This is a genomic window from Candidatus Eremiobacterota bacterium (assembly GCA_031082125.1).
Classification (GTDB): domain Bacteria; phylum Vulcanimicrobiota; class CADAWZ01; order CADAWZ01; family Ess09-12; genus Ess09-12.
Map to the genome: position 1 here is coordinate 19742 of JAVHLM010000036.1, position 13290 is coordinate 33031.

Here is a 13290-nt window from a genome sequence, read left to right on the forward strand (position 1 = left end):
GCTATGACCGGCAGGCTCCACGACTAGCGTGGGCCATTCCCTCCTCGCCTTCAAGTATTTTTCTGCCTTCCACGCCGAGGAAAGCTTTCCGCAGCTCTTCAACAGTCACATCCTCAACGAGCACCCGGGTGAAGCTCTTGCCGATCTCCTCCAGCCTGTGGGCATCCGATGAGGTTATCAAAGGGAACGCGCCCACCGCAAGAGTTTTACGGGCTTTCTCATAAGTAATTCTGGGCGATATCTCCAGGGCATCGAGCTTGAGGGAAGGGGGAATAAAGCCCAGCTGGGTTATTATTCCGAAACCCTCGCGATCCACATGCGATGCCACTGCCAGCCCGGAAAGCCTGTGTATCTCTTTTACAATTGCATTGATTGACAACTTCGTCGCTCCTATCAGGAGATGCTCGTTCAGCTCCGAAGGCTCATCCTCTTCATCGGTGACGATCTGATAGCCGAACGCCTCGGTATCATTCTCACCCTCAAGATTCTCATAGATGATTCTCTGGAGCTCAAAGAGGCTCTCGTTGTCTTCGAATAAGGAGAGCACATGGACCTCCTCCCTGGAGGTGACCTCTATGCCGCCCAGAACCCTTATCCCGTTCCTTTCTCCCGCTCTTTGCGCGGCCACGACGTTCTCCGCCGAGTTATGGTCGCATATCGCCACTGCATGGAGACCTTTTTTCTTCGCCTCCATCACTATCATCCCGGGCGTCATCTCCAGTTCCCCGCAGGGTGAAAGGCACGAATGAATATGCAGATCCATGGAGAATGGCCTGAGCATGTCACCGCGAGCCTTTGATACCCATCTCGTAGAGCCTGCCGATGATTTCGAAAGCCGGAAGCCCGGTAACCAGTAAAGGCAGATGCTCCTCTTCGGCCAACTGGACAGTGTCCTCTTCCGGGACCCTGTCATTGACGAGGATCACGCCGGCGACGCCCTTCAGCGTGGCGACAGCCACGATATTCTGGTGGGTCTGCAGCGTGACCCAGAGGTCGTCTTTCCGGGCATTGGCCATCACGTCGGAGAGCAGATCGCTCGCGTAACCCCCGGTGACTTCCCGTTCCAGTTCCGAGCGCGCCGTTTTCACTTCGAGACCCATTTTTTCCACTAACTCCTGCAGCTTCATTTTCCCTCGCTTTGGTTTAAATTCACTATGAATTTAAGAATAGTCCCTCTCCCCACTTCTGATACCAGCTTCATTTCATCACTGCATTTCTTGATATTGCATAATCCCATCCCCGCTCCGAACCCCAGCTCCCTTACCCACTCAGGCGCCGTGGAATAACCTGGCTTCATGGCGAGCTCGATATCGGGAATCCCCGGGCCGCGGTCGCTCACCACGACCGTTATCTTGCTCGGCTTGACGGTCGCCAGGATAATGCCTCCCTCCGTATAGGATACCACGTTTATTTCCGCTTCATAGGTCGCGATGGAGACTCTCTGCAGGACCGCTGAAGGTATGCCCAGCCTGGAGAGAGACTTCTTGAAGTTGGTGGAGGCTTTCCCCGCCTTGCGGAAGTCCTTGCCCACAACTTTGTATTTGAACTTCAATATCATCTCATCGGCGAGGAGATCCTCAAAGATATGGCTCGCCCTTATCTTGTGGATCTCCTCTTCAAGGTAGCTGCTCTGAAGCTTGTGGAGCAGCCCCTTGATGATGTTTCCCTTGGTGAGGATTCCCAGGAGCCTGTCGCTCTCCCTTTCAATTACAGGGAACCGGCCGAAGCCCTGCTTGCTGAATTTCATGATTGCCTGCATCAGTATCTCATCAGAATACACGGACTTGACCTCTTTGTTCATCCAGTTGCTCACCGGTTCGCCTATCTTTCCCTCGACAAGGCACCTTATCAGGTCTTCGATGCTTATGATCCCCACCATTTTTTCGCCATTCACCACCGGGATGCCGGAGATCTTTTTCTGGCGCAGCATTTCCTTGAGATCCTCCATGGTCGCATCGGGACCTATGGTGACAAGGTTCTTTACATAGACGTCCTCCACTTTCAGTTCATAGGCGAGACTGTGAACCTTTGAAAATTTTTCCTCTATGCTGTCGTCTATCATTTAGGCTCCAAAATCAGTTATTCCGCGAAGCCTCGGGCAATAAAGCCTTCCACAGCTCTCGACCATGGAAAATTTTGTCGCGATAAGAGGGAGGTTGATCTCCCTGGCAAGCTCAATGACCTCCTCATCGGGCAGCTTGCCGCGGACAAAACAGAGCGCTTTCAGGTTTGCTATCTCTGCCGTGCGCACCACCTGGGTGCTCGTAAGTCCCGTGAGCAGAAGGCAGTTCGGCTTGACAAGGGTAAGCACATCGCTCATCAGATCGGAGGCGCATGTCGAGGCGATGACTGTCTCTTTCCAGTCGTCAGTCTCAACTATCGCATCAGCTTCTAGAATCTCAAGAATATTTCCAAGGGTGAGCTCATGCTTAACGCTGTTTTCCAGTTCCATGGGAGCTCCTTTCTATCATGCGGGCACACGCCCTATCTGATGACCACCGCTTCGAACTTGCAGGCTTCATGGCAGGCACCGCACTTGAGGCACTTCGCCTGCTCAACGACATGGGCCGTCTTTTTCGCGCCGGTGATGGCCTCATTGGGGCAGGCCTTGATGCAGAGCCCGCAGGCCTTGCATTTTTCCGCATCAATATGATATTCTATCAGCACTTTGCATACGCCGCCCGGGCATTTCTTGTCCTTGACGTGGGCAAGGTATTCATCCTTGAAATAGCGCAGCGTGGAACGGACCGGGTTGCCGGCAGTCTTACCCAGCCCGCACAGTGAAGCCGACGAAACCGTCTGGGCAAGGTCTTCGAGAAGCTCTATGTCACTTTCTTTTCCCTCTCCCTTGCAGATATCCTCAAGGACGTCGCTCATGGCAATGAGGCCGTCCCTGCACGAGGCGCATTTACCGCATGACTCGTCTTTCAGAAAATTGGTGAAATACCGGGCCACGTCAACCATGCAGGTATTCTCGTCCATGATTATCATGCCGCCGGAGCCCATCATGGAGCCCGCTTCAATGAGGCTGTCATAGTCAACAGGCTGGTCCAGCAGGCTCTCCGGGAGGCAGCCCCCTGAAGGCCCGCCGGTCTGGACGGCCTTGAATTTCTTCTTTTTGGGTATTCCGCCGCCGATTTCGTAGATTATCTCTCTCAGGGTGATCCCCATGGGTACTTCCACGAGCCCGGCGTCATTGATGTTCCCTACGAGCGAAAATATCTTTGTCCCCTTGCTCTTTTCCGTACCGATGGAGGCGAACCACTCAGAGCCCCGGAGGATTATCTGCGGCACCGTTGCCCAGGTTTCCACGTTGTTGATGACTGTCGGCCTGCCCCAGAGCGCGGTCCTGGGGGGACGCTGCCTCGGCTCGGGAGGCTTCCCCTCGATGGACGCGACGAGAGCCGTCGTCTCACCGCACACGAATGCCCCTGCGCCCCTGAAGATGGAGATGTCAAAGCTGAAATTGGTGTCAAAAATCCCCTCCCCCAGCAATCCGTACTCTCGTGCGGCATCTATGGCTTTTTCCAGCCTCTCGATGGCAAGGGGGTATTCATTTCTGGTGTATATATAGCCCTTGCAGGCGCCGATCGCATAGGCACCGATGATCATTCCTTCCAGGACAGAGTGGGGATCAGACTCAATGGCGCTTCTGTCGCAGAAGGCGCCGGGATCGCCTTCATCGGCATTGCAGACGATGTACTTGAAGTCTCCTTCCATCTTTGCGCGGCTTTCCCATTTTCTCCCCGTGGGGAAACCGCCGCCGCCCCTTCCTCTCAGGCCCGACTTCTTAATCTCCTCGATCACTTCCTGGGGCTTCATCTGCGACAGGGCCTTGGCAAGGGCCTTGTAACCGTCGCGGGCGATATATTCATCAATCTTCTCGGGATCGATGAGGCCCCTGTTTCTCAGCACAATCAAGGTCTGACGCTTGAAAAAATCGATATCGGAGAGCGTGGGCACCGGCACCTTTTCCTCGGGAGGCTTGTACATGAGCTTCTGAACGGGTCTCCCCTTGAGGAGATGCTCTTCTACAAGATGAGGGACATCTTCGGGCTTTACCTTCTGGTAGAAGACTTCGTCGGGCATCACAATCACGACGGGGCCCACGGCGCAGGAACCCTTGCAGCCTGTCATCACTATGAGCACCTCGTTCTGCAGTTCTTTCTTTTTCAGTTCCTCTTCAAAGACCTCTTTTATTTTAAATGACTGGTTTGTGGCGCATTCAGTGCCGGCACAGACCATCACATGTGTCCTGTATGGCATCTTGATCCTCCCTCTATGCTATTGTTTCACTTCCCACGGCAAGGGCAAATTCTTTCACTATGTTGCCTTTCAGCGCGTGCTCCTCGAGAATCTTGAGGGCTTTTTCCGCCGTGAGGCTTATGTATTTCACCGGTGCCTGGTCCTTTATCTCCACGGTCATCATCGGCTCTTTGCTGCAGAGGCCGGCGCACCCTGAAGTGGTGAGAATCACTTCCTTTATTCCCTGCTTTTCAAACGCTTCCATCAGGGCGCTCATGACCTTCCTCGCCCCTGCCGCGATGCCGCATGTTCCCATGTGAACGGTAATCTTGGCTTTTGCCTCGCCTTCCCTCACATAGGTCTCTTTCCTCACCTTTTCCTTGATCTTGTCGATATCCTCAAACTTAAGCTTTGCCATGGGCCGCCTCCTTCGCTCTATAATCACCTATGATCTTGGATACATCCTTTATCGTCACCCCGCCGTAAAACTCCTCATTAATCTTCACCACGGGGGCCAGGCCGCAGCACCCCAGGCAGAGCGCTTCGCCGATGGTAAACAACCGGTCCTTCGTGGTTTCGTCCATTTTCACCGCAAGCTCTCTTTCAAAGGCGTCAATGATTTTCGGCGCCCCCTTGACGTGGCATGTGGTGCCTTTACAGATCGTTATCAGGTACTTCCCTATGGGGGTGAGCCTGAAGGCATGATAGAACGTGGCGATATGGTATATCATGCTCAGGGGGACCTGCATCTCGTAAGACACATATCTCAGGCAGTCCTCAGGGAGGTAGGTGAATGCCGAGTTGACGTCATGGAGTATGGAGACAAGGCCCCCTTTCTGCCCCCCATGCCTTCCCAGAATCTCCTGCATCTTCGGAAGCTTTTCCTTGTTGAGGTCCACTTTCCCGACTTCCATCCTGTAGATCTTATAGCGCACCGGGCATTCTTCCTCGCAGCTGCCACAGCCCGTGCACTTGTCTTCGTCCACGAAGCCCGGGTGCTTCTTGACCCTCACATGGAAGTTCCCCGCCTCTCCTTCAAGTTTTTCTATCTCTGCGTGGGTGATGATCTCAATGTTGGGGTGCCTTCCGCAGTCCACCAGCTTCGGAGCCATGATGCACATGGAGCAGTCATTGGTGGGGAAGGTCTTGTCGAGCTGGGCCATTCTCCCGCCGATGCTCGGCTTTTCCTCTATAAGGTACACCTTGTACCCTGATTCCGCCAGGTCCAGCGAGGCCTGGATTCCGCCGATTCCACCGCCTACTACCATTGCTGCGCCTACTTTTTTCTTGCTCATTGTGTCTTCCTCCCCTTCGGGAATTACTTCCTGACGGCTGGATTCGCTGTCAGGCTTTTATTTTTTCGACGTGCTCCACAAGTGCTTCAGTGGAGATAAGGTTTTTCGAGAGCCCCAGCTCTTCCGGATCAATTCCGAAGGCGAGGCCGATAAGCTGAGTGAAATAGATGACCGGTATCTTCTCCTTGACCGATTCTATCTCGTCTGCAAGAGTCTCCAGGGTCATTGAGCACTGGGGGCAGAGCACGACTATGGCGTCGGGCTTCAGTTTCTGTGCTTCCTCCCACAGTTTTGTCGTCATTTTGAGTGAAAGAGGCTTGTCCGCCATCAGAAGGGCGCCGCCGCAGCAGCGCGCCTTGAGGGGGAAGGGAAGGGCCTCCCCGCCCAGGGCCTCGATAATCCCTTCCATGAGCGTGGGGTTTTCGGGGTTGTCCGCCTTGAGGACCTTGGAAGGCCTGAGGAAGTTGCAGCCATAGTAAGGGATGAACTTCAGGCCCTTCAGGGGCTTTTTTACCTCATTCCTGATTTTTTCCGGCGGCATGTCCCTCATAATCTCCAGGGGGTGCCTTACCTCGATCTGGGCTATCTTGTCCTCGATGACATTCTCGATCTTCTCCCTGAAGGCGGGGTCCTCTTTCACATGGAAATTTGCCTTTGCGTGGTTGCTGTAGCAGGCGGCGCAGGAAATCACCAGGGTCTCGTGATTCTTGCTGAAAAGGGCCAGGTTCCGGGCAGGCAGCGCCGTGGCCAGGATCTGGTTCACGCAGGAGGCCTCAAAAGCTCCGCAGCAGTTCCAGTCGTGCACTTCCTCAAGCTCAAGGCCGAGCTTGTGAAAAACCGCCTTCAGAGACATGTCATATTCCCTGGCGGAACTGTCGGCAAGACAGCCGGGAAAATATCCTAACTTCATTTATTTGCCTCCTCTGCTCTCTTTTTGATGTTCCTCACCTTGCTGCTTGTTCCCACGAGGGGAACTGGAGGGATGACGCGGATCTTGCCTTTCGGGAAAAACTTCATTCCAAGGGGCATATAGTCGATTAAGCCTTTCAGGTTTGCCGTGCCCAGGAAGAACAGTGGAAGGAGCGCCGGTTCCCAGACCTTCCCGAAGAGCTCGGTACAGGTCATGAAACTGCGGGCAAATACATAGCCGGGAGCCTTGATTCTCTTTCCCTTCTTTTTCGCATCCTTGATGGCGAGGCTTCTCATGGCCCCTATGATATCGGTGAAGCGGACGTCCTGGGGGCATCTCTGGTGGCACTGGTAACAGTGGGCGCACTGCCAGATGAAATCAGATTCCAGGACCTTGTCTTTCATCCCGAGAAGAGCCATCCTGATTATCTTTCTCGGATTGTAGCCGTCATCTATCTCCCTCACGGGGCATCCCGCCGAGCATGTGCCGCAGGCAAAGCAGCGCATTATCATCTCCCCGCCCGGCTCCTTGGCTATCTCGTATTTAAAGTCGGGATCCAGTTTCTCCACATCAATTACTTCTCTCATGCCCGCCTCCCTTGTGCTCAGCTCATTTTAATCATTGGACGAACCAGTTCATATACTCTCCATAATTGGAACACTGGAATAATTGAATGCCCCCCGGCGCGGTCAGGACATTGATATTCATTATCATAAAGCGCATGCGATTCTTAAGCTATCAGATGCTCTATGCTGAAAAATTAAATTCAAATGCCTCTTTCCGGGCTGAAAAGAGTGGTTCGCATACAGTCTATATCTGTTCCTTCTGAAGAGGCACCTGCCAAGTCATATTCTTCAAATTGCGCCGCATTCCTTTACCATGACACAAAATTATTGCCCGGACATGCCGCAGGGCTCACTTCGCCCGGTGAGGTTCATTTTGAAAAAAATGCATTCGCTCAAGTCCTGCTCCCCATAGGCGCAGTCCTCGGCAAAAGTCTCGCAGTCAGGAGAGCCGCAAAGGCCGCAGTTCTTGTGAGGGAGCTTCATGTATATCCGCTCTTTCTGGCGCATTCTCTTTATTGATATGGATATGTCATGCTCTTCGGGCCTTGTGGAACGGGGAAGAACGGGGCGCTCATGGAAATAGTGGCCCCTTCTCAGATTCTCCTTTATCCTCCGCTCATTGAAAGCATATCCCATTGAGAACCTGTGGGAAAGCTGCAGGGAATTATGGCTTGCGATATAGGGATTCTGCACGCACAGGACGCCGTTCACACATCCCAGGAGGCAGGCCATGGGCTCCAGGTAGAGGATATTCATCAGCTCCCCGTTCTCTATATCCTCGAAAATCTTCTTTATATTGTCAAGACCGGTCACATAGAGGCATTTTTCCTGCTCCTCGAAAAGGGTGACATGATTGAAAAAGCTGCTGTCCTCTCCAAAGTAATAGTCATGCGGAGGCATGAACTTCTTTTCCTTCTGGATCTCCAGGATCTCCGGCAGCAGCAGGTTATAGACATCTCTTATGGAGATGGTGATGTCAAACCATGAGTGGTCAGCGCCTGCAGGCTGTTTTATGGATACGGCCTTTGCCAGGCATGGGGAGATGAAGGCAATCCCTATTCTCTCCGGGGGGATCGCGAGCTTCGCCGAATACTGCTTCTTCACCTCGCGGGCAAGAAGCTCCATGGGCACGTCAAATTTTGAGAGATGCTCTATGAGATTTGGATAGCTCACCTGGACAAACCTCACCACAGCGGGGCAATAAATGCTGATGATGGGCCGGGGGCCCCGGTATGTCTCGAGATGAAGCTTGAGCGCCAGGTCAACTTCATTGTTCATTTTGAAAATATCCACTACTTCATTGAAGCCGATTCTTTTCAGGGCTTCATGAATGAGGAGAGGGTGGACATTCTCGCCGAACTGCGTATAAAGGACTGGCGAAGGGATGACAATCTTATATTCAAAAGCCTTTGAGTCTTCCAGGACATTGAGATCGGGGATGAATACCTTTTCCTTGCAGCTGTGAAGGCAGATCCCGCAATAAATGCAGAACTTCTCAAGAAAGACTATCTTTCCGTTACGGTAACGAAGGGCCTTTGTGGGGCAGGCCCTGAGGCAGTCGAGGCGGCCCTTGCAGCGGTTGCTGATGATCTGGTGTGAATAGTGAAATTCGGGGGATGTCATGCTACTTTGAATTTCATCTCCACTCTGGTTCCTTTCCCCACTTCCGAAGACACGATGAGCTCATCGGAGTTCTTCTTCATGTTGGGAAGCCCCATGCCCGCGCCAAACCCCATTGCCTGCTGCTCCCTGGTGGCCGTCGAGAATCCTTCCTGCATGGCCTGCTCAATATCAGGAATTCCCTTGCCCACGTCATTGATGACCACGACAATCTCGTTGTCACTTGTGGTGAGTGTCACCTCGGCCATTTTTGCGTGCATCACGACGTTCATCTCGCCTTCATAGGTGGCAATGGCCACGCGGCGGATAAGCTTGGTGTGGTAACCGATAGTCTTCAATATTGACTTGATCTGCGTTGAGACCATCCCTGCGCTGGCAAAGTCCCCCCCGTCTATCTGAAAGCTATGGAGATTGACGTTTTCGGGCTTACCGATTGTCATGGCTCCCTTACTGCAGACCGCCGGGCTGCTCTGCAGCCTGTCAATCTCCCTGCAGGCCTCATAGGTGTCCATGGGAGAGGCCAGCATGATGATATGCTTGTCCTCTGCGAACCTTTTCATATCACCGGAGGGAATCTTGCCTCGAAGGACTGCTATGGCAACGAACTCGGTCATGTGGCTTGATATGACGGCCTGCACGGTGTTAAGACCTGTGAGAAGGAGGGAGCCTGGCTTGCCGTATGCGAGCACGTCGCTCATAAGGTCTGAAGCATAGACGCATTTAATGCGGCGGCCAGTCAGGTCAGCGCCGACAATGACCGTTGCCTGCAGAACCTCCTGGATCTTGATAAGTTCTAAGCCTGTTTCTTCCTGCATCTGAATGGCGCCGGTCACACACCGGCCTCCGCAAGTTTTTTGCCCAGCGCATCTGCCGGGAGAGGACTTGAAAGTATGATCACGCCGAAACGGTTGGCGAGCACTACGGTGCCCTGAGGGACTTCCCTGTTCTCAGGCACGACGATAGCGGCGATATCGATAAGGTTGGCGGCTGATACGACGTTCTTGTGGGTCTGCGTAGTGATCCATATATTCGAGGCGGCAGCGCTGCTCATTACATCAGAAAGCATATCAGATATATATATGCCGCAAGCGTCTTTGTCTCCCATATCGCTGAGTGGCTTGAGGTCACATGATTTCACGAGCTCTGCTATTTTCATCGGACTCCTCCTGAAAGACTTATGGTCCACAATTATATCTTAAATTGCACAGAATTATTATTTTCTCCTTTTGAAGCCCGATCATGTTTCTCCGGGAATTGAGAGGAGGGAGCAGGGAGGTCGGGGGCCGGAGGACCCTGGCGTTGAAAGTAATTCAAATAAGAAGGCATAAGGAGGAGGCGCCTTGAATATTCCAGAAAAATCTCTTCCCTCAGGCATAAAAGCGACGAGATGCAGACTTTATCGCAGCAACAGATCAAGCATATTGTGAGAACAGGAGTGCTATTTTTCAATGAACGCTCTCAGGAAGCAAAAACTGTCAATTAATCTTGAAAAGGTGGCCGAGGTGCTTGAGACGGAGCTCCTCAACGAGACCGATGGCTGGAGAAATATCCCTATTGCCGCGGCATGCGGCTCAGACCTCATGAGCGATGTCCTTGCCTTTGTAAAGCCCGACTGCCTTCTCTTCACAGGCCTTACCAACATCCAGGTGGTAAGGACTGCCGAGATCACGGACCTCAAAGCCGTATGCTTTGTGCGGGGGAAAAAACCGACGCCTGATGCGCTTGAGCTCGCCAGGAAACTGGGCATTCCCATCCTTGCCACGAAGCTCCCCATGTTTGAGAGCTGCGGCAGGCTTTACATGCACGGCGTGCAGGGCGTGTCGGAAATGGACCGCAGTTAAGCTCCCTTTATGCAGGCGGCTCCTTTAAGGCAAAGGTAATCACGAAAGAAGTCCCCTTGATTGACTATATGCGGTCCTTGCAGTTATGGGCCTTTCTTTTCCACCAGGCCCTCAAATTCTTTTCCTAATTTTTTTACCGATTCGGGCTCAAGCCTGTCCCAGAGGTGCTCAAGCTTTTCGAGGGCATCATTTGCTGAGATGGTGATTTCACCGAGGATCTCCACGAGATCCTTGCCGGTGAAATCCTGGGTCCTGATCTCAAACCTGGTAAAGCGGCTGCTCTTAGGATCAATAATGGCCCTCACGTTCTGAGCGCCGTTATAGCCTATGACAGGCTCTTTCATGAGAGCTTCACACTCTGCGGCATGCTCCTTTGAGTGAGCCATCGTGTCGCTTACTGCCTTCATGATTCCCAGGATATTGAATTTCATGGCTATCCACCCCCACTATGTGATAGTGCAGAATTTCCACAAGACACTGATGAACCCCTTTCACCGTCACTCTGCCATTGACATCAGAGCCCTTCCCGTATTAAGATAAGGAGCCTGACTTGGGAAAGGAGCGGCCGTGAAGGATCTCATAGCCCTTGGAGCATTGTTCGCACTTATTCTCATCCTGCTGAGGAAAAAGCTTCCCCTTGGCCCTGTAATGCTCATTGCCACTCTTTTTCTCGGCCTCTGTTCCTCTTTCAGCCTCTCCACCTTCCTTAAAGTCACCGTGACTGCCCTCACCGACAAGACCACTCTTGTCCTTCTTGCCTTTCTTTACCTTGTGGCCCTTCTTGAGAAAATAATCACCACGAGCGGCAAGCTTGACAGGATGATTGCCGCCATGGAGCGCTACATACCGGGACGAAGGCTCCGCCTCGTGATAATGCCTGCCTTTCTGGGCTTTCTTGCCTCGCCGGGGGGGGCCATGTTCTCGGCGCCCTTCGTGGAAAAGGCAAGTGAGACACTGGGCCTCAGCGGTGAGGAAAAGACTTTCATCAATTACTGGTTCAGGCACATCTGGGAAGGCTTTCTTCCCCTCTATCCCGCCACGATTCTTGCGGCGAGCATCCTGGACGTGCCCCTCGAAAAGTTCATCGTGAGAATGTTTCCTATGACGGTAGCCGCAGTGGCGGGAGGTGTCTTGTTCGGCCTCATACCCCTCAAGCTTAAAAAGAGAGAGGTACAGGGAGAAAAAGCTCATGGGAGGCTCATTGATCTCATTTCGGGAGTATTTCCCGTGGCAGCTGTTCTTATATTGGTGATTGTCTTCAAGTTAAACGCGGCGCTCTCACTGCTGGCGGTGGTCATTTATGAATACCTGGCCTCGCGGATCCCGTTACAAAGACTTCCCGGTATCATGAAAAAGAGCGTGAGCTTTTCAATTCTTCTCGCCGTCATCGCCATCCTTATTTTCAAGGAGGCCCTGGAGGCGAGCTCGATCGCCCCGGGTCTCTCTCAATACCTTGGCCACCTGGGAATTCCGATCCCCCTTATGTTTTTCCTTATCCCTCTTGTCGTGGGATTTCTTACCGGGCTCACCCAGGCGCCCGTGGGGATCGCCTTTCCCCTTCTTCTCGGAATGGCGCCGATGCCTGAAAGCCTCGATCTGTTCTGCTTCGCCTTTGCCTGCGCTTACGCCGGCGTGCTTCTCTCGCCCACCCATCTCTGCCTTATCCTCACGGCAGAATACTTTGGCGTTGAATTCACGAAGCTTTACCGCTTCCTGGCCCTTCCCGTCACACTGCTTCTTATTGCCGCATTTCTTCTCTATGTGAGGTAGAGACAGGGCTCCTGCGATCTTCCTTCTCCTTCCAGTGCAGAATAATCAGAAAGATAAAAGCCCCAAGGCCCACAAGAGCCATGCCCGAGGTGTCATCGGGCCTCTTCGCATTGTCAAGCTCCTGAACAGGAGAGAGAAGGATGAGGAACATGAGAGGCCCCGTCACAAGCGCGATGAGCTGCCTGGAGGAAAAATCCCCTGCACCTGCCTCGCGGTAAAGAAGCGCCCCGAACAGGAGAGCGCAGAAGGTCAGGAGGACGAAGGCCAGGACCGGCGGATAGCAGGCAGAATAAGCCGCGTGGGGGGCAATAAGAAGGATTGCCATGAAAAAAAAGCCTGTCAGGGAGAGCATAAAGGGACTCACAGGCCTTCCCCCGCTCCGCGCAGATTCAACAGGGGCGTGCGCAGGGCGGAGCGCTCCGAATATGAGCGCGGTGGCAGCCAGGACAGAGCCGGCGATACAGAGAAGAGGAGGGCGATAGGGCGGCCTTCCAGGCGTGGCAAAGCAGAAAAAGCAGAAGAGGATCTCGGCGAGAAACAGCACCACAAGTGCTGTCAGGCCTTTCCTCCCGAGCCACGGCTGGGCGCGTTCCCCCGGGAACAGGATACAGGTAATCGCGATGGGGAGAGAAATGCTCACCAGGGAATGATAGAGAATGAGCTGCAGGGTCCATATCCAGTTTACGCCCAGAGCTCTTCCGTATGTTCCCAGGATGCCCAGGTCGGGCCACTGGGGGTCAAAAAAGCTTCTGCATGCGAGGCCTTCCTCAAGTATCCCGTATGCAAAGCCAAGAAGGGCGACTGAAAGCCATCCTTTTCCGCTCCTCACCGCGAGTTCACGCACAATGAGCGAGCCGCCGCCGTACATGAGCCCCAGCAGCACCAAGGCAGGGGGACTGAAAAACTCCCTGGGAGGCGACGAGCCAAGGAGAAGCTCACCCAGAGCCGGTGCCAGGAGAATGAGCACCAGGGCTGGAGCACGATGATTCTTATTACTCTGAGCCTCACTCACCATTATATTATACCGCACTTCTTCAGATTCC

General features: G+C 53.3%; 16 protein-coding genes and 1 pseudogene. 2 read left to right on the forward strand and 15 right to left on the reverse strand.

The window, feature by feature from the left end:
- Position 1: 1 nt before the first annotated feature.
- The 13 genes and pseudogenes from RDV48_27190 to RDV48_27250 form a co-directional block, all read right to left on the reverse strand.
- Positions 2-763, reverse strand: coding sequence for a PHP domain-containing protein (locus RDV48_27190; protein ID MDQ7826518.1), 762 nt, complete (start codon positions 761-763; stop codon positions 2-4).
- A 19-nt stretch (positions 764-782) separates the two neighbouring features.
- The gene (locus RDV48_27195) at positions 783-1100 is read right to left on the reverse strand and encodes a serine kinase (GenBank protein MDQ7826519.1); all 318 of its coding nucleotides are present in this window, start codon (positions 1098-1100) and stop codon (positions 783-785) included.
- Positions 1101-1123: 23 nt separating this feature from the next.
- Positions 1124-2062 (reverse strand): CBS domain-containing protein, encoded by a 939-nt coding sequence (locus RDV48_27200; GenBank protein ID MDQ7826520.1) that lies wholly within the window; start codon positions 2060-2062, stop codon positions 1124-1126.
- Positions 2063-2452, reverse strand: a complete 390-nt coding sequence (locus RDV48_27205; GenBank protein MDQ7826521.1) for a DRTGG domain-containing protein — start codon at positions 2450-2452, stop codon at positions 2063-2065.
- A 32-nt stretch (positions 2453-2484) separates the two neighbouring features.
- Positions 2485-4266 (reverse strand): NADH-ubiquinone oxidoreductase-F iron-sulfur binding region domain-containing protein, encoded by a 1782-nt coding sequence (locus RDV48_27210; GenBank protein ID MDQ7826522.1) that lies wholly within the window; start codon positions 4264-4266, stop codon positions 2485-2487.
- 13 nt (positions 4267-4279) lie between these two features.
- Positions 4280-4663 carry a (2Fe-2S) ferredoxin domain-containing protein gene (locus RDV48_27215; protein ID MDQ7826523.1) on the reverse strand — a complete coding sequence of 128 codons (384 nt, stop codon included), beginning with the start codon at positions 4661-4663 and terminating at the stop codon, positions 4280-4282.
- A complete protein-coding gene (locus tag RDV48_27220) occupies positions 4650-5159 on the reverse strand; it encodes an NAD(P)H-dependent oxidoreductase subunit E (GenBank protein ID MDQ7826524.1) in 510 nt (169 codons plus the stop codon). Before RDV48_27220 ends, RDV48_27215 begins: the two co-directional genes overlap by 14 nt.
- 12 nt (positions 5160-5171) lie before the next feature.
- A pseudogene (locus RDV48_27225) lies at positions 5172-5540 on the reverse strand (FAD-dependent oxidoreductase).
- Positions 5541-5589: 49 nt separating this feature from the next.
- Positions 5590-6450 carry a CoB--CoM heterodisulfide reductase iron-sulfur subunit B family protein gene (locus RDV48_27230; protein MDQ7826525.1) on the reverse strand — a complete coding sequence of 287 codons (861 nt, stop codon included), beginning with the start codon at positions 6448-6450 and terminating at the stop codon, positions 5590-5592.
- Positions 6447-7037, reverse strand: a complete 591-nt coding sequence (locus tag RDV48_27235; protein ID MDQ7826526.1) for a 4Fe-4S dicluster domain-containing protein — start codon at positions 7035-7037, stop codon at positions 6447-6449. The genes RDV48_27230 and RDV48_27235 overlap by 4 nt, the downstream gene beginning before the upstream one ends.
- Before the next feature lie 303 nt (positions 7038-7340).
- Positions 7341-8639: a [Fe-Fe] hydrogenase large subunit C-terminal domain-containing protein gene (locus RDV48_27240; protein MDQ7826527.1), complete on the reverse strand. Its 1299-nt coding sequence runs from the start codon at positions 8637-8639 to the stop codon at positions 7341-7343.
- On the reverse strand, positions 8636-9469 hold the full coding sequence (locus RDV48_27245) for an ATP-binding protein (GenBank protein MDQ7826528.1): 834 nt from the start codon (positions 9467-9469) through the stop codon (positions 8636-8638). The genes RDV48_27240 and RDV48_27245 overlap by 4 nt, the downstream gene beginning before the upstream one ends.
- Entirely contained in the window at positions 9466-9792 is a 327-nt protein-coding gene (locus RDV48_27250) for a serine kinase (protein ID MDQ7826529.1), read from the reverse strand. Before RDV48_27250 ends, RDV48_27245 begins: the two co-directional genes overlap by 4 nt.
- A gap of 292 nt (positions 9793-10084) precedes the next feature.
- Between RDV48_27250 and RDV48_27255 the strand changes: the two genes are divergently transcribed.
- The gene (locus RDV48_27255; GenBank protein MDQ7826530.1) at positions 10085-10477 is read left to right on the forward strand and encodes a hypothetical protein; all 393 of its coding nucleotides are present in this window, start codon (positions 10085-10087) and stop codon (positions 10475-10477) included.
- Positions 10478-10560: 83 nt separating this feature from the next.
- On the opposite strand, the gene RDV48_27260 is transcribed toward RDV48_27255, so the two are convergent.
- Positions 10561-10908 carry a hypothetical protein gene (locus RDV48_27260; GenBank protein MDQ7826531.1) on the reverse strand — a complete coding sequence of 116 codons (348 nt, stop codon included), beginning with the start codon at positions 10906-10908 and terminating at the stop codon, positions 10561-10563.
- Between the two features lie 136 nt (positions 10909-11044).
- On the opposite strand from RDV48_27260, the gene RDV48_27265 reads away from it, so the two are divergent.
- Positions 11045-12247: a DUF401 family protein gene (locus RDV48_27265; protein MDQ7826532.1), complete on the forward strand. Its 1203-nt coding sequence runs from the start codon at positions 11045-11047 to the stop codon at positions 12245-12247.
- Here the strand turns inward: RDV48_27265 and RDV48_27270 are convergent.
- Entirely contained in the window at positions 12216-13262 is a 1047-nt protein-coding gene (locus RDV48_27270; protein MDQ7826533.1) for a hypothetical protein, read from the reverse strand. The two genes, RDV48_27265 and RDV48_27270, sit on opposite strands and share 32 nt — an antisense overlap.
- Positions 13263-13290: the final 28 nt, after the last annotated feature.

Bases quoted from the DNA above. Each gene is read 5' to 3' on its own strand.
- RDV48_27195 (MDQ7826519.1), bottom strand. From the start codon at position 1,100: ATGGGTCTCGAAGTGAAAACGGCGCGCTCGGAACTGGAACGGGAAGTC.
- RDV48_27230 (MDQ7826525.1), bottom strand. From the start codon at position 6,450: ATGAAGTTAGGATATTTTCCCGGCTGTCTTGCCGACAGTTCCGCCAGG.
- RDV48_27240 (MDQ7826527.1), bottom strand. From the start codon at position 8,639: ATGACATCCCCCGAATTTCACTATTCACACCAGATCATCAGCAACCGC.
- RDV48_27255 (MDQ7826530.1), top strand. From the start codon at position 10,085: ATGAACGCTCTCAGGAAGCAAAAACTGTCAATTAATCTTGAAAAGGTG.
- RDV48_27270 (MDQ7826533.1), bottom strand. From the start codon at position 13,262: ATGGTGAGTGAGGCTCAGAGTAATAAGAATCATCGTGCTCCAGCCCTG.
- RDV48_27260 (MDQ7826531.1), bottom strand. From the start codon at position 10,908: ATGAAATTCAATATCCTGGGAATCATGAAGGCAGTAAGCGACACGATG.
- RDV48_27205 (MDQ7826521.1), bottom strand. From the start codon at position 2,452: ATGGAACTGGAAAACAGCGTTAAGCATGAGCTCACCCTTGGAAATATT.
- RDV48_27210 (MDQ7826522.1), bottom strand. From the start codon at position 4,266: ATGCCATACAGGACACATGTGATGGTCTGTGCCGGCACTGAATGCGCC.
- RDV48_27215 (MDQ7826523.1), bottom strand. From the start codon at position 4,663: ATGGCAAAGCTTAAGTTTGAGGATATCGACAAGATCAAGGAAAAGGTG.
- RDV48_27190 (MDQ7826518.1), bottom strand. From the start codon at position 763: ATGGATCTGCATATTCATTCGTGCCTTTCACCCTGCGGGGAACTGGAG.
- RDV48_27250 (MDQ7826529.1), bottom strand. From the start codon at position 9,792: ATGAAAATAGCAGAGCTCGTGAAATCATGTGACCTCAAGCCACTCAGC.
- RDV48_27235 (MDQ7826526.1), bottom strand. From the start codon at position 7,037: ATGAGAGAAGTAATTGATGTGGAGAAACTGGATCCCGACTTTAAATAC.
- RDV48_27220 (MDQ7826524.1), bottom strand. From the start codon at position 5,159: ATGGAAGTCGGGAAAGTGGACCTCAACAAGGAAAAGCTTCCGAAGATG.
- RDV48_27200 (MDQ7826520.1), bottom strand. From the start codon at position 2,062: ATGATAGACGACAGCATAGAGGAAAAATTTTCAAAGGTTCACAGTCTC.